The sequence below is a fragment of the Nocardia bovistercoris genome (assembly GCF_015674855.1).
GTDB lineage: Bacteria > Actinomycetota > Actinomycetes > Mycobacteriales > Mycobacteriaceae > Nocardia > Nocardia bovistercoris.
Genome location: NZ_JADMLG010000001.1, coordinates 654,996 through 678,575, shown reverse-complemented (window position 1 = coordinate 678,575; position 23,580 = coordinate 654,996). Strand labels below are relative to the sequence as shown.

The window sequence follows — 23,580 nt, the reverse complement described above, 5'->3', positions numbered from 1 at the left end:
CGGGAACGGGCAGCTCAGCGCCGTGCCGCAGATCCTCGAGGGAGATCGGCGTCACCTCGCCCGGGCTCTGAAGGGCTTGCCTGCCCCTCGGTTCCTCCGGTTCAAAGGCCGAGGAGATCGGCGGTTTCCGCGCCGATGACGGGGCCGAGCGTCAGGCCGCGTTCACCCGCGCCGGTGATCACCCAGACATGATCGGCGGCACGGGCTCTGGTGACCACGGCGGCGGGATCCACACTGCCGCTGTAGACCCCGGCCCAGCGCTTCACCACCGCGGGTAGGCGGCGTCCGAGCAGCTCCTCGGCGACCTCGGTCAGGTGCTCGTAGGGCGCGTCGTCCACGGCGAAGTCGAACGGTTCGAGGTACTCGTGCGTGCCGCCGACGGTCAGCCCGCCGTGCACCCGCTGCACGCACAGCAACTGCATGGCGTGCTCGGCGGCGATCGCGGCCTGTGACTGTTCGGCCGCGAGCCGGTCCGCCTCGGGGCCCGCGAATCCGGGGGAGTGGCGGAAGGTGTCGCCGTCGGCCACGGCGGTGGTGAGCGGTTCGCCGAGCGGGGCGGTCTGCATCAGCTGGAGCCGGACCCTGCGCACTGGGAGTTCGCCCGCGAGTTCACGGGTGAGTCCGTTGTGCGCGGCGCCCGGGCAGTGCAGGACCAGGTCCGCGGCGAACACTCGCCCGTGATCGTCGCGCACGGTGGCGCCGGAGCCGGTGTCGGCGACGTTCCTGGCCTCGGTGGCCGCGTGGAAGGTGTAGCGGCCGGTGGCGGTCAGGTAGGCGCGAAGGGCGGGCAGCGCCTGGCGCGATTCCACCGCGGCGTCGGCGGCGCAGTGCAGTCCGGCGGTGAACTTCCCGCCCAGCGCCGGATGGACGGTGCGCACCCGCTCGGGGTCGAGCAGCTCGAATCCGTACGCCTCGGCGTCCGCGCGGGCGGCGGCGGCCTCGGCGACCGCCAGTTCGGCCTCGGTGCGCACCAGGGTGATCGAACCGCAGGGCCGGAAGCCGACCGTCGGCACCCGCCCGCCGATCTCCTCCCACAGCAGGCGGGACCGCAGCGTGCGGTCCAGTTCGGCGTCGGTGCACCCGGACACCCGAATCAGCCCGAGATCGCGCGCACTCGCGCCGCGCGCTTGCGACTCGCGCTCCAGTTGCACCACCTCGTGGCCGCGGGTGACGGCCGCGAAGGCATGCGCGGTGCCGAGTATCCCACCGCCGATGATGACCAATCGCATGCGCACATGGTGGCAAACGGTCGGAACCGTCAGGTGTGCACCGCACGAACTCTCGGTTGTCCGCGAGGTGCTCCGTCGTGTCGGATCGCCGAGTGGTCAGCCGTCGTGACCCGTCGCGTCGGGGTTGCCGAATGGCCGGCGGCGGTGGTGGCCGGTCGTATCGAGTGGCGGGGAGGCCGGTCGTGGTGGTGGCGTGGTCTGCGGTGGTGGTGGCCAGTCGTGGCAGGTTTGCCGGTGGCGATGGCGATCTGTCGCGCCGTGCGGTCGGCTGCGGTGGTGACCCGTCGTGCCGGTGACCGGGCGGTCAGCTGTGGCGACCTGTCGCGCCGGGTGGCTGGGAGGTCGGTGACGGTGATCCGTCGTGCCGAGTGGCCATGCGGTCCGCTGTGGTGATCCGTCGTGCCGAGTGGCCATGCGGTCCGCTGTGGTGATCCGTCGTGCCGAGTGGCCATGCGGTCCGCTGTGGTGACCTGTCGTGCCGAGTGGCCATGCGGTCCGCTGTGGTGATCCGTCGTGCCGAGTGGCCATGCGGTCCGCTGTGGTGACCTGTCGTGCCGGGTGGCCATGCGGTCCGCTGTGGTGATCCGTCGTGCCGAGTGGCCATGCGGTCCGCTGTGGTGACCTGTCGTGCCGGGTGGCCATGCGGTCCGCTGTGGTGATCCGTCGCGCAGGGTGGCCCGGCAGGCCGCGGTGGTGACCCCGCCGCGGCCGCGCGGTCAGCGGGTGCGGCCCGCGTCGGGGGTGAGGCGGCCCTCGTCGCGTAGGTGGACGAAGGCCGCTGTCTTGGTGGCGCATTCGCCGACGAGGCATTCCCGGTGGCGCTGCATGGCCAGGTGCGCGTTGGCGGTGCAGTCGCGCGCCCAGCGCGGATCGTGGCAGTCGAGCGGTTCGAGCAGTGCGACGAGATCGTGGACGGGCCGGTCGAGCAAGTCGTGGCCGGGCCTCGGGCGGTCGATGTCCATCGCGGTGCTCCTGTCGTCGACGTCGATGTCGTGCTATCGATAGTGACAGGATGACCGAACCCGATGGGCGACAAAAGCCTTGCCGCCGGGACAATTCGGAACATCGCGAAGTAAACCGGTGATTCGTTGTGGCCGGTCACAGCCGGTAGGCGGCGTCACGAGGGCCTGCGATGCGGCGCGCGTCACAGTGTCGTAGATCACGCCACCCCCCTTGGCTCGCGCTAGCGGTCCGAATCGCCCTGCATGGCCTGCCCGCCCGCGCGGATACCGCTGATCCTGACCGAACCGGCCGCGGTGATGTCGGTGCCGACGACACCGCTCCCGCCCGCCGCGGTCACATCGCTGATCTCGATGTCCCCGCCCGCGTCGACCCTGCTCAACCGTACCCCGACCGCACGCACGGCCTCCGGTTCCGCCTCGGAGACCAGCCGCAGCAACTCCTCGGCGGCCGCGCGCAGTCCGGCGTCACGCCCCGCGCCTGCTTTGTCGAGTTGGCGTGCCAACAACTGCCGACGCAGCGGTTCCTCCGGATCGTTCTCCACGCCGACGAGTTCGGCCTCGACACTCCCGTACCGGTCGATGACCAGACCCTTGACGGCCCGATACCCGTCCACCACCGCCTCTTTCGCGGTATCGGTCAACCCCGCCGCCGCACCCGCGGCCAGCGCCGTCGCCACCACTGTCACCGGATCCACTCGCCGAACCTCCCACTCGGACGCCGAGGCCGCCACTCGACCCCGATCACCTTGCCGCACAACCACCGTGCCGTACACCCCACCGCCGTGCGGTGCGTCGCGACCGCCGTGCCGTGCACCGCAAACACCGTGCCGTACACCCGACCGCCGTGTCGTGCGTCGCGACCGCCGTGCCGTACACCCGACCGCCGTGTCGTGCGTCGCGACCGCCGTGCCGTACACCCGACCGGCATGCGGTGTGTCGCGACCGCTGTGTCGTGCGCCGCAAACACCGTGCGGTGCACCGCAACCGGCGCGCACGCGTGCGGCACTACTCGTTCTCCGCTCCGTTCTCGGCCCCGTCCTCGTTATCGGTCTCGTCCGCAGGCGTTCCTTCTCCCCAGATCAGCCGGGCCAACTCTTCACGGTCGGCGACGTCGAGTTTCTGGCAGGCCCGGTAGATGTGGCCTTCCACGGTGCGTATCGAGACGTTGAGGTGTTCGGCGATCTCGCGGTTGGATCGTCCGCGTGCGATGTGCGCGGTGATCTCGCGTTCGCGTGCGGTGATCGGCAGCGGTTTGGAGGCGGCCACGATCGCGAGGGTGGTCGCGCCGTCGCAGCTCTTGGCCAGGCCGCGGGCGCGGGTGGCGGCCAGCGCGGCCGGTTTGCGCTGGCCCGCGCGTTCGTGCAGCGGCACCGCCTGGGCGGCGGCGTCGGCGGCCGCGAGCAACAGGCCCGCGTCCTCGAACTGGACGCTGACCAGCGCGAGCGCGTCCGCGTCGGAGTTGGCGAACGCGGCGGCGTGGCGCGCGTAGATCTGTGCGACCGGTCCCTGGATGCGACCGCTGAGGCTCGACAGCCGGGAACCGGCGGTGCGGTCGCCGAAGCGGGTGGCGAAGTGCAGCGCCTCGGCCTCCAGCGCGTACTGTCCGGTGCTGCGCGCGGCGTCGGCGGCCTTGCGCGCCATGGTGATCGCGGGATGCTTGGCCTGCTGGGCCGCCGCGAGCCAGGCGCGCGCGATCATGCGCTGTGGTTCGTGCAGGGCCAGGTGCGCGCCGAGGTGTTCATCGGCCTCGTTGAGCACGCGTTCGGCCTCTTCGACGTCGCCGAGGGTGGCGTAGGCGCGGACCAGCAGCAGTCGCGCGGGCAACTGCCACGGCAGCGAGGTCTCGGCGTTCAGGGCGGCGAGTGCCTGCTCGAAGGCGGTGATCGCCTCGCGGAACCGGCCACGGTATGTGGCGACGACGCCGACCGCGATGCGGGCGATGGCCCAGCCGAGAAACTGTCCGGCCGAGGAGAATTCGCTGTATTCGGCGGCGTGCTGCTGGGCGAGTTCGATATCGCCGATCATGGTCGCGGCCAGCACGTCGCCGTAGCGGACCATGACCCGGATCATGCCGTCGGTGGTCTTCTGCTGCTGCCTGCTGCGCTCGGCGATTGGGCCGAAGTCGGCGCCGCGCCCGGCCACCGGCATCGCGAGTCCGGCCGCGAAGGCCGCGAAATCGATGGCCTGCCTGGGAGACTGGGGATCTTCGAGCACCCGTTCGGCGGCTTCGATGCCCTCGGTGACCCGTGCCTCGTGCACCGCCATCGCCGCGCGCGCGGCATCAACGATCAGCCGCAGCACCGGCAGCTCGACACGGCTGTCGACCAGGGCGAGCAGTTCGTGCCCGCGCTCGACCTCGCCGAGCGACCAGAACAACAACCCGGCGCGCGGCACACCCCACTGCACGAGCTGGAGTTGGTCGAGTTGGTCGGGATCGAACGCGGCCAGGATCTCCTCGGCCTCCTGCGGGCGGCCTTGCCACAGCAGCGCGCGCGAAAGCAACTCGGCGGCGGGCAGCCCGCCGCCGCGTGCCATCGCGGCGCGCGCCAACCGCTCACCGAGCGGCAGATTCGACAGTGCGACAGCGTCTTTGGACGCGGTGATGAGCAGGTCGTTGTCGATGGGCTGATCGCTGTCCACGCACAGCCGCGCCATCCTGATGCGGTTGGCGGCGGTGCTCAGGTCCTGATCGCGCAGCGCCGCCACGATGCGGGAGCGCCTGCTGCTCGCGTTCACGGTGCCGATCCGCTGGCGCACCACCTCGCCGAGCAGCGGATGGCTGAACCGGGCGCGGAACGGGGAATCGTCCTTGTCGATGGTGATGAGTCCGGCGATCTCGGCGGCGTCGACGGCGTCCTCGCCGACGAGTTCGGTGAGCACGCCGATCTCCAGAGGTTCGTACAGGGCAAGCATTTTCAGCGCGTCGAGCACCTGCTCGCCCGCGCGCGCGAGGCGCTCGTCCAGCAACGCGACCAGGCCCGATGGCACCGCGGTCGGGCCGCGCAGCTGCCACACGCCGTTGATCTCGGTGAGCGCGCCCGCCTCGACCGCGCCTTCGACCATATTGCGCAGGTACAGCGGATTGCCGCCGGTGGATTCCCACATGACATCGGCGCTGAGCCCTTCGAGCGTGCCGCCGAGTACCGTCTCCACCAGCGTCACGCACTGCGTCTTGGACAGCGGTTGCAGCTCGATCCGCTCGAGGTAGCCGTCCTTCCACAGCGACGTGACCGCGTCCGGGACGGCTTCACCGTTGCGGACCGTGGCGACGATGCGCGCGCCCCTGTCCACCGCGATCTGGTGCAGCATCGTCGCCGAGAGCTTGTCGAGCAGATGCGCGTCGTCCACGCCGATCACGGTGTCCGGTTGTGCGACAAGGTTTTCCCGCGCCGAGGACAGCAACGCGATCGGGTCGCGCGAGGCCGATGGCGCGACCCACGGCGCGAACGCCCCCAACGGGATCGCCTGAGACGATTCGGTACAGGCCGCCCACCGCACCGGGACGGTGAGTCTCTCGGTGACGAAGCGAGCGAGGGTCGTCTTGCCGACGCCCGCGGCGCCGACGAGTACGACACCGCCTGCGCCGGTACGCGTCAACGCGCCATGTACCGCCGTGGATTCGACGGGGCGATCGAGCAGTTGCCAGCGGCGGTCACCCATGAGCTGGAAGTGTAGATCTTGTCCGAGACGGTCGCGACGGGTAGGGCGGGTAATGTCGGATCGACCGGAACCGCCGCCCGTGGCGGCGGTCCCGGATGAGCGCTCGCCGCCCGCGTCAGCGGGGGAGCTCGGCGGGGTCGCTCGGTTCGATGCGCGGTGCGTTGTTGACATCGTGTCGGAAGTTGCTGGACGCTTCGTACACCCGTTTCTTGAGTCGGTTGATCGATCCGAGCGGCCGGTGCGCCGCGATGCCGCGCCAGGAGTTGAACGAGAGCACGTCGTCGCCGTAGGCGCGCCGCTCCGGTGTGTAAGGGTCCTGGACGTCGAAGCGGATGGTCGCGACGGTGCGGTGTGGTGAATCCTGTTCCGGCCAAGCCACGGTGGCGTCTTCGATCGGCATCTTCTCCGCGTCGGTGCACAGTTGCACGCGCAGCTCGTATTCGGCGGCGTGGTTGGCGAAGAAGTCGACGATCAGGTCCTGGTGGGCGTTGATGCCCGCGTCCGCGCGCACCGGTATCCCTTGCAGCGCCGCCGCTTCCGGCGAGACCGGCACGTAGGACAGCTTGGCGACGTAGTCGCCGTAGCGCAGCGGCGCCGAGGAGTAGAACGTCTCGCCGAGGATGTGGGTGTTGGGTCGGATGAAGACCCCGAGATTGGGTGGCACGGCCATGCCGAGGGGGCGCAGCACCCGGTGATCGAGTTCGGACAGCAGCGCGCTGCCGCCCTGCAGCACCGGGTCGGGCAGCCGCGCGAGCACCCATGCGGTTGGCATGCCCTGGGTGAGGTAGGCGTGCGCGTCGGCGAACAGGAATTCGCGGTGGGTCACCATGATGAAGTCCTGGGTGCTCGCCGTGTCGTCGGGCAGCACCCGTTGACCTTTCACGCCGAGCACCTTGATGCCGAGTCCGCGCACCCCGCGCAGCTGGTCGCTGCGGATCACCCCCGATGTGCTGGACAGGCGGGCGATCACCGGATAGGTGGCGGGGGTGGCGAACATGCCTTGGGCGAGTTCGGGGGGCAGGCCATCGCGCACGGTCAACTCGCCGCGCAGGATGCCGTGGCTCTTGGCGTGCGCGTCGCGGACGCCGTGTTTGTACTTGCGATAGGCGCGTTCGTTGTTGTCGCGCAGTACCGCGATGATTCGGTCGATGTCCTTTTCCTCGTCCGCGCGCGGATGCTCGACATCCTCGCGGTAGCGCAGGTAGCTCTTCGTGCGCGGCGCGGCCACGTTGGTCACGGTCGATTCCTTTCCCGGCCGGGGTCGATGTTCCGCCACGGCGCGAAGGGGTTGGCGACGCCCTCGAGGGCGGGCGCCAGGGTGGGGAAGTGACGCAGCAGGACGCTGCGCATGGAGTTGTCGCGGACCCATGCCATGCCCGCCTCGGTGTAGACCTCGGGTCGGAAGTCGGTGGTGAAGAACCGATCCGCGGACAGCCTGCGTGAGGCCATCAGGACGAAGACCCGGAAAGCGGTGTCGCTGAAGCCGAATCCCGGCGGCTTCGGCTCGGCGTAGAGCCCGACCATGAGGTCGACACTGTCCACGTCGCCGTAGACGCGTTCGAGTTCGCGGGCCCATTGCGGGTCGTCGGTCAACTCGTCGAAACCGCGCACCGGCGCCAGCCGCAGCTGACGGCGGAACTCGTTGTAGCGCGGCACACCTCGCTCGCGCACCCGCAGGATGTCCACGGTCGCCAGGTCGAGCAGCGGGTGTCCGGGACGCTTGAGCGCCTGGAGGTGTCTCGGATAGTTGTGCAGGGTCAACGCGCCGGGATGCGCGCGGCCGAAGGAGTAGAACAGATCGGCCATCGGGGTCTCGGCGAGCCGGTCGCGCACATGCTCGACCATCAGCGCCGGGAACTCGTGTTCGGCGAGCACCCGGTCGTCGTCGAGCGCGCGCACCGTGAAATCGTCCGGAATCAGCGGGTGCATCCGGTACACCGACACGAACTCCTCGGTCAGCGAATACGGGACGCCGTGATCCTGCACCTGCGAACCCGGTATGCCGCACAGCACTTCGTTGTCGCTGACACGGCCGAACCGGCGGGCGAACTTCTCGCCGAGCAGACCGAACCAGTTGGCGCGCATGGCCGCGACCGTGGTGGGGTGCCCGATGATCGCCGGGGTCCAGTCGATGGTGTGGATCTTGGCGATCAGCGCCGAATTCACCAGGCGCGCGGTGTCGTAGAGCCGCTGGTCGTTCATGTCCGGGTAGCGACGCGCGAGACGTTCGCAGATCGCGTTGTGCTCGCGCATGAACAGCGAATGCAGCAGCGCGAGTCCGAGCCAGAAGTTCGCCGCCGACTCGTCGAGCTCGAGCAGGGTCTGCACGTCGATGGGCGGCAGGCCGAGATCGTCGATGTGCAGTTGTCCCTTGACCCCGGTCCGCAGCGAGGTCGCGAATTTCTCGCTGCTGCCGTAGATCTGGGAGGCGTCCCACCAATGGGACTCCTCGGTGGTGTAGGTCGGCGGCGCGGTCGGGTCCGAGCTCGGGACCGAGGCCGTGCGCGCGATGGTCATGACCTTCTCGGGCCACTGGTCACCCTCGGCGAGGGTGATACGGAACGGCGCGGTGTCGGCGTCCTCGTGGCGCAGCCAGTCGTGGACCTCGAACTGGATCCACGCCCCCGCCAACAGATTCAAGGTGGTCGCGGGCTGGAACCGCTCGCGGGCAAGCAGTTCCACGCTGATCCGACGCGGGTCGGGGTCGTACAGGCGCTCGTCGGCCTCGGGAAAGGTGTTCTCCAGCGGGAAATTACGGCCGAACCGGCAACCGACCGATCCGGTGCGCGGCCGGGCGAGGCTGTTGTAGGCGCCGTCGATGCTGCGCGTCGCCAGGTACCTTTCCTCCGCGGCCGGGTCGGGAGGCAGCGGGCCGCCGGGATGCGCGCCGGTATCGAAGAGATTGTCGGTCCGCAGCCGGGCGCGCAACCCGACGAGCACGCCCAACCCCACCGGGGTCGGCAGACGGAACCAGCCGACGCTTTCGTCCAGCTTCTCGGCGAGCCGGATCAACAGGCGAGTGGCCCGTGACTCGCGGCGGGTAGGCGGATGGGGCGGTGGTGTCGTCGACTGTGCCATGACCATGAAGGGACCTCACGTGGCAGGTGCGAGCGCGTGGCTCGCCCGAGATCGGATGTGGATGCTCAGTCTTGCGGGCCGAAGATCACCCGTCATGAGTAGTGGACTACCTTATCGCCGCTCGGCGCACCCGACCCGGCGATACGCGTAGTCGTAGCCGCGCCGAGATCTCCGCATACGTCCCGCGCAGGGCCGCGCTCGTCATCGTGCCGAACCCGGCGACCGCGGCGTCGTGACGGCCGTCCGGTGTCGCGGCGGGGCAATCGGGTAGCCCGGTACGCGCGCCGCGCGCCGTCGAGTGGACGACTCTGTTCTGGATGGAACTGCTCGGGCGGCGGGGGAGGCCCCCGTGGCGGGCATCAGGAAAGGGCATGCGGGTGATCCCTCCGATCGAAATCAAGGTCAACGTGGACGGGGATGTCGACCGCGCGCTGACCGAGCTCGGCGTTCGCGCGGGCACGTCGACCGATCGGCGCGTCTGGTTCGCCGAGCCGCGCGCGGGCGGCGGTGCGCCCGCACTGCTGTCGCATCGCATCGTGATCCGGCTGCGCAGTGGCGAGCAGGACGACCTGACCGTGAAACTGCGCCCCTGCGACCGTGAACAGCTGGTCGGACGGTGGGCCGAGCCGTTCGTCGACGGCTCGCTGGAATACCGCATCGAGAGCGATTGGTGTGGTCAGCGCCGGGTGCTCTCGGCCTCCGCGGTCGGCATCCGACCGCCCGGTTCCCTGCTGTCCGCCGCGCTGCCCGGCTCCGATGTCACCGCCGCGCTCGAATCGGGTCAGCGCCAGTTCCTGGTCAGCTGCACACCGCCGGGCGTCGCGGTCGACCGCCTGCTCGCCCTCGGCCCGATCGCCTCGGCGAAATGGACCGACCTGTCCTTCGGCGATCTCCGCGTCGATGTCGAACGCTGGCGCATCGCCCACCTCGACCTGCTCGAACTGTCGACGCGCATCACCCCGGAACCCGACGAAACCCTCGTGCACGTGCAGCGTCGGGCCGAAGCGCGACAACGTGAGCTCGAAGCCGCGGTCCGTGCCCGCGGAATGCGGATGGCGACCGGCGGGACCAAGACCGAACGGGTCCTGACCGCCCTCACCGCGCGCGCCGTCCGGTACTGAACCCCGCCGACCACCCGCACCCGTCGACGGGGCTCGTACACCGAGCACCCCGCCCCCGCACCTCCCGGACCCCTACCGCGGTCTTCCCGAACACCACACCGCCCCGAACCCCGCCCGCACCCTCCCGAACCCTGTCCCTCCGCGCGGCACCTCCCGCGTGGAACCGATCCGCCCCGATGAGAACGCCTCCGGCCCCATCGAACCCACCGACGCGACAGCCGAGAACACCTCTCGGCCGAGTATCCGCCTCCGGAACTCCCGTCCACGCTGACAGGAAACATCAACCTCGTTGCCGCACAACAACTATCTCCCGGCTCCGCGGACGTCGTCCCGCGTATTCCACTACTCGCGTTCGGGAATCCGCACCGTCGCCCGGTGCGCCGGACCGGAAGGTCCCCGCGACGCAGGACCGGAACCAGGGTCGGCCGTGCGCGCGCACGTATTCGGTACGCTCGTCGGCTCGTCTGCGGTGCCGGCCGGTGGGGACGGTGATGGGCGGATAGTCTTGTCGCATGGCTGTTCGGACCCGTAAACCGCTCGTCCCCGGCGCGTTGTCGCCGACGCGTGAGGTTCCGCGCTCGATCGAGCGTCCGGAATACGCGTGGAAGAAGACCGTGAACGAGGGGCGCGAGCCCTGGGTGCAGACGGCGGAGACGATCGAGAAGATGCGGGTCGCGGGGCGAATCGCGGCGCGGGCGCTCGAGGAGGCGGGCAAGGCGGTGGCGCCCGGGGTGACCACCGACGAACTCGACCGGATCGCGCACGAGTACATGTGCGACCACGGCGCCTATCCGTCCACGCTGGGGTACAAGGGGTTCCCGAAATCGTGCTGCACCTCGCTGAACGAGGTGATCTGCCACGGCATTCCGGATTCCACGGTGGTCGAGGACGGTGACATCGTCAATATCGACGTCACCGCCTACATCGACGGGGTGCACGGCGACACCAACAGGACCTTCCTCGCGGGCGAGGTGGACGAGCAGGTGCGGCTGCTGGTCGAGCGCACCGAGGAGGCGACCCTGCGCGCCATCAAGGCGGTGCGGCCGGGGCGCGCGCTGAACGTGATCGGCCGCGTCATCGAGTCCTACGCGAACCGGTTCGGCTACGGCGTCGTCCGCGATTTCACCGGTCACGGCGTTGGGCCGACCTTCCACAGCGGTCTGGTGATCCTGCACTACGACCAGCCCGCGATCGAGTCGATCATCGAGCCGGGGATGACGTTCACCATCGAGCCGATGATCAATCTCGGCGGCATCGACTACGAGATCTGGGACGACGGCTGGACCGTGGTCACCAAGGATCGCAAGTGGACGGCCCAGTTCGAGCACACCCTGGTCGTCACCGACTCCGGCGCCGAGATCCTCACCCTGCCGTGACGCGGCGGTAGCGGTGAAGGGTGCGTTACTGGTCGCCGGGACCACCTCCGACGCCGGGAAGAGCGTGGTGGTGGCCGGGCTGTGCCGCGCGCTGGCCCGGCGCGGGGTGAAGGTGGCGCCGTTCAAGGCGCAGAACATGTCGAACAACTCGGTGGTCACCCTGGACGGCGGGGAGATCGGCCGCGCGCAGGCGTTGCAGGCCGCGGCCTGCGGACTCGAACCGAGCGTGCGCTTCAATCCGGTGTTGCTCAAACCGGGCAGCGATCGCCGATCACAGCTGGTGGTGCGCGGCAAGGCGGTGGGCACGGTCGGCGCGCGCGACTACTTCCGGCACCGGCAGCGCCTGCGCGAGATCGTGGCCGCGGAACTGGAATCGCTGCGGTCGGAATTCGACGTGGTGATCTGCGAGGGCGCCGGGTCGCCCGCCGAGATCAACCTACGCGACACCGACCTGGCGAACATGGGGTTGGCGCAGGCGTCGGAGCTGCCCGTGCTCGTGGTCGGCGACATCGACCGAGGCGGTGTGCTCGCCCACCTGTTCGGCACCCTCGCCGTGCTCGAGCCCGAGGATCAGCGGCTGATCTCCGGGTTCGTGATCAACAAGTTCCGCGGCGACGTGGAACTGCTGCGTCCCGGACTGGATCAGCTGACCGAGCTCACCGGCCGCCCGACGCTCGGCGTGCTCCCCTTCAGCGCCGACCTGTGGATCGACGCGGAGGACTCGCTCGGCGCCGTCGCGGACGCGGCCGTCGGGCGCTCGGCGCCGCCGGTCGGCGCCGAATGGCTCACCGTCGCCGCGGTCCGGCTGCCCCGGGTGTCCAATTCCACCGATATCGAGGCGCTGGCCTGCGAACCCGGCGTCTCGGTGCGCTGGGTCGCCGAACCGTCGCGGCTCGCGGACGCGGACCTGGTGGTGCTGCCGGGCAGCAAGGCCACCGTGTCGGACCTGGAATGGTTGCGCCGCAGCGGAATCGCGAAGGTGCTGCGCGAGCGGGCCGCCATCGGGCGGCCGATCCTCGGCATCTGCGGCGGCTACCAGATGCTCGGCAAGCACATCACCGACCGGGTCGAGTCCGACGCGGGGGTGGTGAACGGGCTCGGCCTGCTGGATCTGGAGGTCGAGTTCGACGCCGCGAAGGTGCTGCGGCAGGTCACCGGGGTCGGAGTCGGGCGCGCGGCGACCGAGGGGATACCGGTGTCCGGATACGAGATCCATCACGGCCGTGTCACCCACAGCGGCGATCCGGCCTGGCTCGAGGTCGATGGCGCCGAGGAGGGCAGCGTGCGGCGCGCGGTGTGGGGCACCCACCTGCACGGGCTGCTCGAATCCGACGACTTCCGGCGGGCCTGGCTGCGGACCGTCGCCGACCGCGCGGGCCGCTTCGACTACCTCGTCGCCGAACACGTGTCGGTGGCCGACGTGCGATCCGCGCAATTGGATCTGCTCGCCGACCTCGTCGACGACCATCTGGACATGGCTCGTGTCGAGGAATTGATCACATCCGGCGCGCCCGCCGATCTTCCGGTGCTCGGCGCGCGACTGCGCACACCCGTTCCGGGCGGCACGCCGACGTGATCGCCGACCGCGCCGCCCGCCCCGGTGACGGTCACCACGGACTACCGGCGAGCGAGTGTCCGGCCACAACGAGGCGGTGACACGCGGTTCGGTTCAGGTCGGCGGTGTACCGTCCTTCGGCATGAAAGCTCGTCGGATCACGGTCGGTGACCGGACCTGGACGGTGCGGGTCGACGGCCCGGACACCCGCCACAGCGTGCTGCTGCTACCGGACGCCTCGGACCCGGTCGACGTGTTCGACCAGGTGTGCGCGCGCCTGCACAATTCGGATCTGCGCACCATCGTGGTCGAGGCGCCGGAGGGCTTCGACAAGGCCGCGGCGCACGCGATCCTCGACGAACTCGGCGTGCCGTACGCCAACGTCGCCGGACGCGGCACCGGCGCCGCGTTGGCCTGGCAGGTCTGCGCGGGCACCTACGGGCGGTTCAGCAGCCTCGTGGTCGCCGATCGGGGGCATCCGGCCGCGCCCGGCGCCGACGGCACGGTCGCCGATGCCGCGTGCCGTCCGATGGAGCTGCCGGTCACGGTGCTGGTGACCAAGCACCTGCCGCGCTCGGTTGCCGACGGTTCCGGCCGCTTCGTCTACGGCGAGTTCCGGGTGGTCGACGTTGACGTCGACAATGTCGCGACCGAGGCCGACCACGAATTCGCCACCGAGATCGTGCTACGCACCAGCCTGTGGTGATTCGAGCGCGCGCCGGTACGTGGCCAGCCAGTCCAGCCAGTTGTCGAGTTCGGTGAACGCGCGCTCGCGCGGCTGCGCCGAGGACAGGAACACGTCGTGGCGCGCGCCGTCGATCGGCACGATGTTGGTGCGGTCGCCGAGGCAGCCCGACCAGCGCTGGATCTGGCGCACGTCGAGCACCACGTCGGCGACGTCGGCGTTGGGCCCGTACTTGCGCGTGAACTTGGTGATCCGCGACCGCAGGATCAGCGAGGGCACGCCGATGTCGAGTCCGCGGTGCAGCCTGGCGTGTCCGTTGCGGATGGCGCGCAGCCAGCCGAAACGGATCGGGAAGCCCGCGCGCGGCTTCCAGTCCAGGTTGTAGTCCCATTCGCCCGCGACGGAGCGGTGCAGGCTGTCGCCGTAGGTGCTGATCTCCGCGCCGGGCAGCGTGAACATCGAGCGGAACCGGCCGAGGGTCTCGATCAGCGGCGTGCCGACGGTGCGGTAGTAGGACGGGCCCTGAAGGTCGAACCAGGGACTGTTGAGAACCACACCGACGACGCCGGAGGCGGCTGTTCCGTCGGCGGCGTTGAGTCGGTCCAGCCAGAGCGGGACGATGAGCCCACCGGTCGAATGGGCGACGAGCAGCACGTCCTGCCCGGTCTCGGCGCGCACGACGCGCAGCGCCTCGGACAGCTCCTGGTCGTAGTGCGCGAGATCGGTCACATAGTGGGGGGTCTGCCCCTCGCGTAGGGAGCGGCCGCATTTGCGCAGGTCGATGGCGTAGAAGTGGTGTCCGCGCGCGGCGAAGTGCTCGGCCACGTGCCGGTGGAAGAAGTAGTCGGTGTAGCCGTGCACGTACAGCACCGCGGTCGTGGTCGGCGCGGAATCGGGGCGGTGGCGCACCAGGGTGGCCACCACCTCGCTCTCGCCGTCCGGGTCGGCGCCGAGGTCGATGGTGCGCTGTTCGTAGCCCGTCCCCAGCACATCGGGACGCCACCCGTTCCGGTCCGTGATATCCGACACGCTGCCGGAGGTCTGCTCGGTCACGTGACTCAATCTAGGCGACGAATACCCCCGAACGCAGTACCGGCAGAGGAGGAAGGTTGGTCACATTCACGGGGTTCGCCGCCGGACCACGCACGTGTGAGGTGCAGAATTGGGGGTAGGTGAACGGCGGGTAACCTCTTGTCCGCCAACTGGTCGAGCCGAGGCGCATGCGTCAGGCTCGTCACGAACCCGATAGCGCCCGTGCCCAGGCTGTCCCACCTCCCGCCGGTGGGTCCGCGCAGAAGTGACAAGGAAGTCGATCTACCCGTGCCGAACGCTGCCATGACAGAAAAGACCGATGTCGTCCTCATCGGCGCAGGCATTATGAGTGCCACCCTGGGCGCACTGCTTCGCCAGGTGCAGCCGGAGTGGTCGATCTCGCTGTTCGAACGACTCGAGGCCGCCGCGGGCGAGAGCAGCGATCCGTGGAACAACGCGGGCACGGGGCATTCGGCGCTGTGCGAACTCAACTACAGCCCGCAGACCGCCGACGGATCGGTCGATGTGAGCAAGGCCATCGACATCAACGAGCGCTTCCAGGTGTCGCGGCAGTTCTGGGCGTACGCCACCGAGAACGGCGTGATCGGCGATCCGTCCCGGTTCATCAACCCCATCCCGCACGTCAGCTTCGTACACGGCGAATCCGACGTCGAATACCTGCGCAAGCGCTACGAGGCGCTGGTCCGGCATCCGCTGTTCGCGGGCATGGAGTACATCGACAGCCCCGACGAGTTCGCCCGCAGACTGCCGCTGATGGCGCGCGGGCGCGACTTCTCCGAACCCGTCGCGCTGAACTGGACCGACGCGGGCACCGATATCGACTTCGGCTCGCTCACCAAGGAGCTGCTCGCCTACCTCGGCGCGTCCGGCGCGGACCTGGCCTTCGGGCACGAGGTGCGCAACCTCAGCAAGCAGTCCGACGGCAGCTGGGTGGTGAAGGTACGCAATGTGCGCACCGGCCGGGTCCGCACCGTGCAGGCCAAATTCGTATTCGTCGGCGCGGGCGGCGGCGCGCTGCCGCTGCTGCAGAAGTCCGGGATCAAAGAGATCAAGGGCTTCGCGGGTTTCCCGGTGAGCGGGCAGTTCCTGCGCTGCACGAACCCGACGCTCATCGGCAAACACGAGGCCAAGGTCTACGGCAAGGCCGCCGTCGGCGCGCCGCCCATGTCGGTGCCGCACCTGGACACCCGCGTCATCAACGGCCGCGCCGGGCTGCTGTTCGGCCCGTACGCGGGCTGGACGCCGAAGTTCCTCAAGGACGGCGGCAACGGCGACCTGTTCAAGTCCATCCGGCCGGGCAACCTCACCCCGATGCTCGGCGTCGGCCTCACCGAGATGTCGCTGGTCAAATACCTGGTCAGCGAACTGCTGAAATCGCAGGCGGGCAAGGTGTACACGATGGAGGAGTTCATCCCGCGCGCCGAGGGCCGCGACTGGGAACTCATCACCGCCGGTCAGCGCGTGCAGATCATCCGGCGCAAGGGCGCGGGCGGCGTGCTCGAACTCGGCACCGCGGTCATCGCGGCCGGTGACGGCACCATCGCGGGTCTGCTCGGCGCGTCGCCGGGCGCATCGACCTGCGTCACCGCCATGCTCGACGTGCTGCAGCGCTGCTTCCCCACCGAGTACGAGAGCTGGGCGCCCAAACTCAAGGAGATGATCCCGTCGCTCGGGATCAAGCTGTCGGAGAATCAGGCGCTGTTCCAGGAAGTCTGGGACTGGACCTCCAAGACGCTGAATCTGGTCGATGTGGCGCCGACCACGGCGCAGCGCGTTACGGCCGCGTCGACCGTGTAGGTGTGATAGCAAGAATCGATGATGTCAACGGTTGCTCTCAAACGGTCATGGGCCCAGGATCTCGATACCGCGACGCTGTACCAGCTGTTGAAACTTCGCGTCGAAGTCTTTGTGGTGGAACAGAAGTGCGCGTACCCGGAGCTGGACGGGCTCGACCTGCTGCCGGAGACGCGGCACCTCTGGCTCGATGACGACGGCTCGGTGATCTCCACCCTGCGATTGCTCGAGGAGCACGAGGACGGGGTGAAGAGCTTCCGCATCGGCAGGCTGTGCACCGCAGCGCCGCTGCGCGGCCACGGCTACACCACCCGACTGGTCAAGGCGGCCCTGGCCGAGGTCGGGTCGTGTCCGTGTCGCATCAACGCCCAGACCTACCTGGTCGAGATGTACACGAAGTTCGGATTCCAGCCCGACGGCGCGGAATTCGACGACGACGGCGTACCGCACCTACCCATGCGGCGTGGTTGATCCCGTCCCGTCTCGCGCCCACCTCGACCGTCGAGGTGGGCGCACTGGTGTCCGGGATCGGGCGGGGTGCCGGTGGTGCGTCGGCGCGGCGCGCATAGTCTGAGGGCGTGTCCGTGTCCCATGCCGAACAAACCGCATCGCCGTCCCGGTCCGTCGCGTCGCGCGCCGACGTCGAGGCGGGATTTCCGTTCTCGGCGGTGGTCGGTCAGGAGCGGTTGCAGCTCGCGCTGATCCTGTGCGCGGTGCACCCCGGAATCGGCGGCGTGCTGGTGCGCGGCGAGAAGGGCACCGCCAAGTCGACCGTGGTGCGCGCGCTGGCCCAGCTGTTGCCGCCGGTGGTCGACGAGACCGGCGCGCGGCCCGCGCGACTGGTGGAACTGCCGGTCGGCGCCACCGAGGACCGCGTGGTCGGCTCGCTCGACCTGGAACGGGTGCTGCGCGACGGCGAGCAGGCGTTCCGTCCCGGCCTGCTGGCCGCGGCCCATCACGGCGTGCTCTACGTGGACGAGGTCAACCTGCTGCACGACCACCTGGTCGACGTACTGCTCGACGCCGCCGCCATGGGCCGGGTGCACATCGAGCGCGACGGGGTCTCGCATTCGCATCCGGCGCGGTTCGTGCTCGTCGGCACCATGAACCCGGAGGAGGGCGAGCTGCGCCCGCAGCTGCTCGACCGGTTCGGCCTGACCGTCGACGTGGTCGCCTCCCGCGACGTGGACGTGCGCATGGCGGTGGTGCGCCGCCGCCTCGACTACGAGGCCGATCCGGCCGCATTCGCCGCCCGCTACGCCGCGGAGGACCGCGCGGTCGCCGATCGGATCCTCGGCGCCCGCGACCGGGTCGGGCGGATCGCGCTCGACAACGGCGAATTGCGCCGGATCGCGGCGCTGTGCGCGGCCTTCGACGTCGACGGGATGCGCGCCGACCTGGTGGTCGCGCGGACCGCGAGCGCTCATGCGGCGTGGCGCGGGGCCGACCGGGTCAGCGAGGAGGATGTGCGGGTCGCCGCGGAGTTGGCGTTGCCGCACCGGCGCAGGCGCGATCCCTTCGACGAGCCCGGTATCAGTGACGAGCAGCTCGATCAGGCCATGCGTGACGCCGCCGAGGAAGTAGCGCGGGGTGCCTCGGAAGCCGAGGAGGATTCGGATCCTGGGCCGAATTCGCGCGGCGACATGTCGGAGGGTTCCGACCGGGACGCGCCGGAAGCCGAAAGCGTGCTGAAAGGCGAAGGCGCGCCTGATGATTCGGGCGCGTCGAATAATGGTGTAGGTGACGACTCCGGCCTCGGGGATGCGCGCGGCGATGCGGAGGGTGCGCGCGACGACGCCGGACCCGAGGGCGCGGTCGAGGATCACGGTCCCGATGGCGCGCGTGACGGTGGTTCCGATGACGACGGACCCGACGACAGTGGCCCGGACGACGGACCCGGCGGTGGTGGTCCGGACGGCGGTGGTCCCGACGACGACGGCCCCGGCGGCTCGCGCGGCTCGCGTGAGAACCGCACGGGCACACCCACTCCCGCCGCGGCGGCCGCGCCTTTCTGGGAGGTGCCCGGCATCGGGGAGGGCGCGCCGGGTCGCCGATCGCGCGCCGAGAGCCGCCACGGCCGCACGGTGCGGGCGAGCGCCGACACCTCGTCCGGGCTGCATCTGCTCGGCACGGTGTTCGCGGCGGCGCCGCATCAACATCGGCGCGGCCGCGTCGACGGCCCGCTCGCGCTGGCGGCGGAGGATCTGCGCGGTGCGTATCGCGAAGGGCGCGAAGGCAATCTGGTGCTGTTCGTGGTCGACGCCTCCGGGTCCATGGCCGCGCGCGACCGGCTCGCCGCCGTCACCGGCGCGGTGGTGACCCTGTTGCGTGACGCGTATCAGCGCCGCGACAAGGTCGCCGTGATCACCCTGCGCGGCACCGAGGCCGAACTCGTGCTTCCGCCGACCTCCTCGGTCGATATCGCGGTGCGCCGCCTCGCCGACCTGCGCACCGGCGGCAAGACCCCGTTGGCCGCCGGATTGCTGAAGGCGCGCGATGTCGTGCGCCGCGAACGCGTCCGCGATCCGCGCCGCCGCCCGATGCTGGTGCTGCTCACCGACGGTCGCGCCACCGGCGGTGTCGACCCGCTGCCGAGGGCGCGCGCCGCCGCGGCGATGCTGGCCCGCGACGCGGTGACGGCGATGGTGGTCGACTGCGAGCGCGGCATGGTCCGCCTCGGATTGGCCGCCGACCTGGCGCGCGCCCTGCGCGGCGGCTGCGTGCGATTGACCGAACTGACCGGCGAGACCGTCGCCGGCATCGTGCGCGCGGGCGCCGGACCTGGCGCGCGCGCCGCCTGACCCGCACCGCATGTCACCGCTACCACCGAGGAGTTGCCGATGCCGAAGGGCGTGCCGGAAACCGTTCCCGACGACGGCCTGACCACCCGGCAGCGCCGCAACCAGCCGGTGCTCGCGGTGCACACCGGACCGGGCAAGGGCAAGTCCACCGCCGCGTTCGGCATGGCGCTGCGCGCCTGGAACCAGGGCTTCGATGTCGCGGTCTTCCAGTTCGTGAAGAGCGCCAAGTGGAAGGTCGGCGAGGAAGCGGCGTTCCGCACCCTGGGCCGCCTGCACGAGGAGACCGGCGCGGGCGGCGCGGTGGAATGGCACAAGATGGGCGAAGGCTGGTCGTGGTCGCGCAAGCCCGGGTCCGACGAGGACCACGCGGCCGCCGCCCTCGCGGGCTGGCAGGAGATCGCCCGCCGCCTCGACACCGAACAACACCGCTTCTACGTCCTCGACGAATTCACCTACCCGCTCAAATGGGGCTGGGTGGACGTCGACGAAGTGGTCGAGACCCTGCGGAAACGCCCGGGCAACCAGCACGTCGTGATCACCGGCCGCGACGCCCCACCCGCCCTCGTCGCCGCCGCCGACCTGGTGACCGAGATGACGAAGGTCAAGCACCCCATGGACGCGGGCCGCAAGGGCCAGCGCGGCATCGAATGGTGAGCCGCCCGGCGCGAGGTCGATCGCGTGCCGCACGGTGTGGTGCCCTGCGATCGGGTGTCGTGCCGTTGTCGGCCGTCGGCGTGGGAACGGCCCGGATCGCGCCAGGGTGCGCGGTGCTCGGCGCGCAGGCGCGGGGGATTCGATGACCGCCCCCGCCGTCGTGATCGCGGCGCCTGCTTCCGGGAGCGGGAAGACCACGGTGGCGACGGGGTTGATCGGGGCATTGCGGCGGGCGGGGCATCGGGTGGCGCCGTTCAAGGTGGGACCCGACTACATCGATCCCGGGTATCACGGGCTTGCGGCCGGGCGGCCCGGGCGCAATCTGGATCCCGTGCTCGTTGGCGCGCATCGAGTGGCTCCGCTGTATCGGCACGGTGCCGCAGGCTGCGACATCGCGGTGGTCGAAGGCGTGATGGGGTTGTTCGACGGGCGCATCGATGACGGGGTCGCGCCGGTCGCGGAAGGTTCGACGGCTCAGGTCGCGGGAATACTCGGCGCCCCGGTCGTACTGGTCGTCGACGCGCGCGGGCACAGCCAGAGCTTGGCTGCCCTGCTGCACGGCTTCGCCACCTTCGACAGTTCCGTCCGACTCGGCGGCGTCATCCTCAACCGAGTCGGCAGCGAACGCCACGAACAGGTGCTGCGCGCCGCCTGCGACCGCGTCGGACTGCCGGTCCTCGGCAGCCTCCCGCGCATGGCCGCGCTGGAGGTCCCGTCCCGACATCTGGGACTCATACCCGCTGTCGAGCACGGCGCTGCCGCGACAACGGCGGTCGCCGCGATGACCGACCTGGTCGCCGCCCATGTCGATCTCGCCGCCCTCGTCCGCTCGGCCACCTGCACGGTGTCGGCCGCCGCATGGGATCCGCGCGCGGAAATCGCCGCGACCCGTGCGAAACCATCGCGCGACACCGCCTCCGAGGCGGTCGGAACGAAAGTGCCTCCGGTCGCGAGCGTCGCGACCGGAGGCGCGTTCGATGCGGAGGCGGTGTCCGCGCATCGCCGTCGCGCGGACCGTGCGAAGCCTGCTGATCCCCGGCGGCGTGGTCACCCGCTGACCGGCGATCGTGCCTGCGGCGCCGCGTTGTCCGATCCTGTTCTCCCGGAAAGTGATTCCGGCCAGTCAGTGGCAGGCGGGACCGCGTTGTCCGATCCCGGCCTCGCCGAGAGCGATGACGGTGAGTCCGCGCGCACCGCTGATCGGCCCGCCGCGACGGGGTCGGCACATCTCGCGGCCGAGCCGACCGGGTTCGGTGTCCTCGATGCCTCCGGTCGCGGCCCGGTGATCGCCATAGCGGGCGGCCCCGCCTTCACCTTCGGCTACGCCGAGCATCGCGAACTGTTGATCGCCGCGGGCGCGCGGGTCGCGGTCTTCGATCCGCTGCGTGACGAATTACCCATGGGTACAGCGGCATTGGTTCTGCCCGGCGGGTTCCCAGAGGAACACGCCGCCGCTCTCGCGGCCAATACCCCCCTCCTCGACGCCGTGCGCGAGCTGGCCGCACGCGGACTCCCGGTACACGCCGAATGCGCCGGTCTGCTCTATCTCACCCGTTCCCTCGACGGCCACACCATGGCCGGAGTCGTCCCCGCCACCGCCGAATTCGGCCCCCGCCTGACCCTTGGCTACCGAGATGCCGTGGCACTGGCCGATTCCCCGCTGTGGCGCGCGGGCGAACGCGTGACCGGCCACGAATTCCACCGCACCCACCTACTCGACGTAGGGTCCGAGGCACCGGCGTGGGGCTGGCGCGGCGGCCTCGGCGAACCCGTGCGCGAAGGGGCGCTCGTACACCGCGTCCACGCGTCCTACCTGCACACCCACCCCGCCGGAAACCCCTCGGCGACCGCGCGTTTCGTAGAAGTCGCCGCCTCCTACGCCCGCGCCGATGCCGCCCGCTGACCCCGACGATCGGGATCTGCGAACGCGGTCCGCGCACAGGCGTCCAGGTGGTCGATCGTTGTGGCGACCGGACACCGCGCCGGGCTCCGTTCGGCGTGGACCACGAGGATGCCGCCTGCACCACGCTGATCCGGCAGGGCATCGCCTCGCGCCTGCGACGGTCGCGCCGACATGTCGTGCGTCGGGCGGATCGAGGTGAGTGAGATCGACCCGGCCGGTACCGCGAGGGACGTGGCCACCACTCGGGTGTCCTCGACGGACGTGCTCGCGGTCGGACTGGGGCTGCGGCCGGGTGTCTCGGCGGAACGCGTCGTGCGCGCCGTACGTGAAGTGTTGGGGGAGTGCGTGATCGGCTGCCTCGCCACGATAGACCGGCGGGCCGGGGAGGAAGGGTTGCGGTCGGCGGCCGTCGCATTGGGGGTGCCGCTGCTCGGCTGGACCGCTGAACAACTCGCGAAGGTCGATGTCCCGCATCCGGGTGCGCGGACAGCGGCGGTGGTCGGCACGCCGAGCGTCGCGGAGGCCGCCGCCGTACTCGCCGCGCACGGCGGTCCGATCGTGCTACCCAAACGGGTGGTGGACGGGATCGTAGTGGCCGCGGCGGTCCGTGGTCACGGCGCCACGGAGGTCCAGTCGGCGAATCCGGTGGGGTCGTGACGTCCGAGGGCGGCGTGTTCGAACAGGCCCCAGCCTTCGGAATTGCCGCAGCGGGCGTGTGCGACGTAATCGGTGGCGCCGTAGGGCAGGCGTGCGGCGACGGCGGGATCGGTGAGGTCGTAGCGGCTGGTGGAGCTCCAGTCGCGGCCTTTCCACTGCCCGTGCTGCCATTCGGGGTCGCCGCTGTATCCGCAGCCGACGTGCAGCGGCACGCCGATGCCGGGGGTGATCTCGACCGTCAGCGGTGACCCGTCGAGGGCGGTGAGGTCGATGCGCGCGGCGATCGGCGTCCTGGTCCCGGACCGGTAGTCGATGCGCACGCGCGGCCAGCCGAGTTGTTCGACGCGCCCGTCCGGCCACACCCGCACCGCGTCGTTGAGGGTCCGCGTGCCGTCGGCTTCCTCTTGGACGATGACGACGATCGCGAAATCGGGGAAGCGCAGCGGCACATACAGCCACCAGAATCCGCCGAGGGGTTCGCTCGCGGCGCGTCCGGCGGGTTCGGCCTCGCCGACCGGGCGGATGCCCCACGAACGATCGCGGCAGCCGGTCCACACCTCGGGATCGACCCGCACCGGGTCGCCTTCGACGGTGAGCGTGCCCTCCCACGAACCGACCTGCGCGAAACGCGACGAGTCGATGATGGGCCGCGCGCCGCTCATGACGACATGCGGCTGTTCCCGCACCGCCGGGAACGCGCCGGTCCAGGTGAGGTCGAAGCCGAGGTCGTCGTGTTCGCACACGACCCTGATCCGCGACAGCGGTTCGAGCACTTCGATGCGGTAGCCGCCGACCCGCATGTCGAGGCCGCGGTCGCCGAGCGCGTCGGAGAAGCGCACCGCGCGCTGGATGTCGCCGCGGCGCACGCACGCGTACGCGTCGGTCACCCCGAGGTTGGGGTAGACGCCGAATCCGCTGACGAGGAAGGTGCCGCCGTCGCGGTCGCAGGCGTTGAAGTAGCTGCGGTCGTAGAAGTTCCGGTCGCTGCTCGCGACTCGCTCGAACGACAGCGGCGCTTGGTGGATGGCGTATTCGTCCAGCGGGGCAGGCAT

General features: G+C 70.3%; 18 protein-coding genes. 10 read left to right on the top strand and 8 right to left on the bottom strand.

The genetic code is table 11. The features are described 5' to 3' along the window. Positions 1-101: 101 nt before the first annotated feature. The 6 genes from IT779_RS03080 to IT779_RS03055 all read right to left on the bottom strand — a co-directional run bounded on the left by IT779_RS03080 (position 102) and on the right by IT779_RS03055 (position 8,929). Positions 102-1,229, bottom strand: coding sequence for a TIGR03364 family FAD-dependent oxidoreductase (locus IT779_RS03080; RefSeq protein WP_196147548.1), 1,128 nt, complete (start codon positions 1,227-1,229; stop codon positions 102-104). Positions 1,230-1,945: 716 nt separating this feature from the next. Then, positions 1,946-2,191, bottom strand: coding sequence for a hypothetical protein (locus IT779_RS03075; protein ID WP_196147547.1), 246 nt, complete (start codon positions 2,189-2,191; stop codon positions 1,946-1,948). A 221-nt stretch (positions 2,192-2,412) separates the two neighbouring features. Further along, complete coding sequence (locus IT779_RS03070) at positions 2,413-2,886, bottom strand: hypothetical protein (protein WP_196147546.1); 474 nt, start codon at positions 2,884-2,886, stop codon at positions 2,413-2,415. A gap of 310 nt (positions 2,887-3,196) precedes the next feature. Further along, the gene (locus IT779_RS03065) at positions 3,197-5,851 is read right to left on the bottom strand and encodes a LuxR C-terminal-related transcriptional regulator (RefSeq protein ID WP_196147545.1); all 2,655 of its coding nucleotides are present in this window, start codon (positions 5,849-5,851) and stop codon (positions 3,197-3,199) included. A gap of 115 nt (positions 5,852-5,966) precedes the next feature. Next, the gene (locus tag IT779_RS03060) at positions 5,967-7,088 is read right to left on the bottom strand and encodes a catalase family protein (RefSeq protein WP_196147544.1); all 1,122 of its coding nucleotides are present in this window, start codon (positions 7,086-7,088) and stop codon (positions 5,967-5,969) included. Beyond that, a complete protein-coding gene (locus IT779_RS03055; protein ID WP_196147543.1) occupies positions 7,085-8,929 on the bottom strand; it encodes a peroxidase family protein in 1,845 nt (614 codons plus the stop codon). The genes IT779_RS03060 and IT779_RS03055 overlap by 4 nt, the downstream gene beginning before the upstream one ends. Positions 8,930-9,300: 371 nt before the next feature. On the opposite strand from IT779_RS03055, the gene IT779_RS03050 reads away from it, so the two are divergent. The 4 genes from IT779_RS03050 to IT779_RS03035 all read left to right on the top strand — a co-directional run bounded on the left by IT779_RS03050 (position 9,301) and on the right by IT779_RS03035 (position 13,687). Then, on the top strand, positions 9,301-10,050 hold the full coding sequence (locus tag IT779_RS03050; RefSeq protein WP_196147542.1) for a hypothetical protein: 750 nt from the start codon (positions 9,301-9,303) through the stop codon (positions 10,048-10,050). A gap of 512 nt (positions 10,051-10,562) precedes the next feature. After that, complete coding sequence (map, locus tag IT779_RS03045; protein WP_196147541.1) at positions 10,563-11,426, top strand: type I methionyl aminopeptidase; 864 nt, start codon at positions 10,563-10,565, stop codon at positions 11,424-11,426. A gap of 13 nt (positions 11,427-11,439) precedes the next feature. Beyond that, complete coding sequence (locus IT779_RS03040; protein ID WP_196147540.1) at positions 11,440-13,002, top strand: cobyric acid synthase; 1,563 nt, start codon at positions 11,440-11,442, stop codon at positions 13,000-13,002. 121 nt (positions 13,003-13,123) lie between these two features. After that, positions 13,124-13,687 carry an alpha/beta hydrolase gene (locus tag IT779_RS03035; protein ID WP_196147539.1) on the top strand — a complete coding sequence of 188 codons (564 nt, stop codon included), beginning with the start codon at positions 13,124-13,126 and terminating at the stop codon, positions 13,685-13,687. Here IT779_RS03035 and IT779_RS03030 read toward each other — a convergent pair. Continuing rightward, a complete protein-coding gene (locus IT779_RS03030; RefSeq protein WP_332838622.1) occupies positions 13,667-14,719 on the bottom strand; it encodes an alpha/beta hydrolase in 1,053 nt (350 codons plus the stop codon). The genes IT779_RS03035 and IT779_RS03030 overlap by 21 nt on opposite strands. A gap of 282 nt (positions 14,720-15,001) precedes the next feature. Here IT779_RS03030 and mqo point away from each other — a divergent pair, with 282 nt between their 5' ends. From mqo to IT779_RS03000, 6 genes are all read left to right on the top strand, one after another. Next, positions 15,002-16,516, top strand: a complete 1,515-nt coding sequence (gene mqo, locus IT779_RS03025; protein ID WP_196147538.1) for a malate dehydrogenase (quinone) — start codon at positions 15,002-15,004, stop codon at positions 16,514-16,516. Between the two features lie 18 nt (positions 16,517-16,534). Beyond that, positions 16,535-16,984 carry a GNAT family N-acetyltransferase gene (locus IT779_RS03020; protein ID WP_196147537.1) on the top strand — a complete coding sequence of 150 codons (450 nt, stop codon included), beginning with the start codon at positions 16,535-16,537 and terminating at the stop codon, positions 16,982-16,984. A 113-nt stretch (positions 16,985-17,097) separates the two neighbouring features. Beyond that, positions 17,098-19,314: a VWA domain-containing protein gene (locus IT779_RS03015; RefSeq protein WP_196147797.1), complete on the top strand. Its 2,217-nt coding sequence runs from the start codon at positions 17,098-17,100 to the stop codon at positions 19,312-19,314. Positions 19,315-19,353: 39 nt separating this feature from the next. Then, the gene (gene cobO, locus IT779_RS03010; protein ID WP_196147536.1) at positions 19,354-19,968 is read left to right on the top strand and encodes a cob(I)yrinic acid a,c-diamide adenosyltransferase; all 615 of its coding nucleotides are present in this window, start codon (positions 19,354-19,356) and stop codon (positions 19,966-19,968) included. A gap of 142 nt (positions 19,969-20,110) precedes the next feature. Continuing rightward, positions 20,111-21,871 carry a cobyrinate a,c-diamide synthase gene (locus IT779_RS03005; protein WP_196147535.1) on the top strand — a complete coding sequence of 587 codons (1,761 nt, stop codon included), beginning with the start codon at positions 20,111-20,113 and terminating at the stop codon, positions 21,869-21,871. Between the two features lie 195 nt (positions 21,872-22,066). Further along, positions 22,067-22,528, top strand: a complete 462-nt coding sequence (locus tag IT779_RS03000; RefSeq protein WP_332838621.1) for a cobalamin biosynthesis protein — start codon at positions 22,067-22,069, stop codon at positions 22,526-22,528. On the opposite strand, the gene IT779_RS02995 is transcribed toward IT779_RS03000, so the two are convergent. Then, positions 22,483-23,580, bottom strand: coding sequence for a hypothetical protein (locus IT779_RS02995; RefSeq protein WP_196147796.1), 1,098 nt, complete (start codon positions 23,578-23,580; stop codon positions 22,483-22,485). The genes IT779_RS03000 and IT779_RS02995 overlap by 46 nt on opposite strands.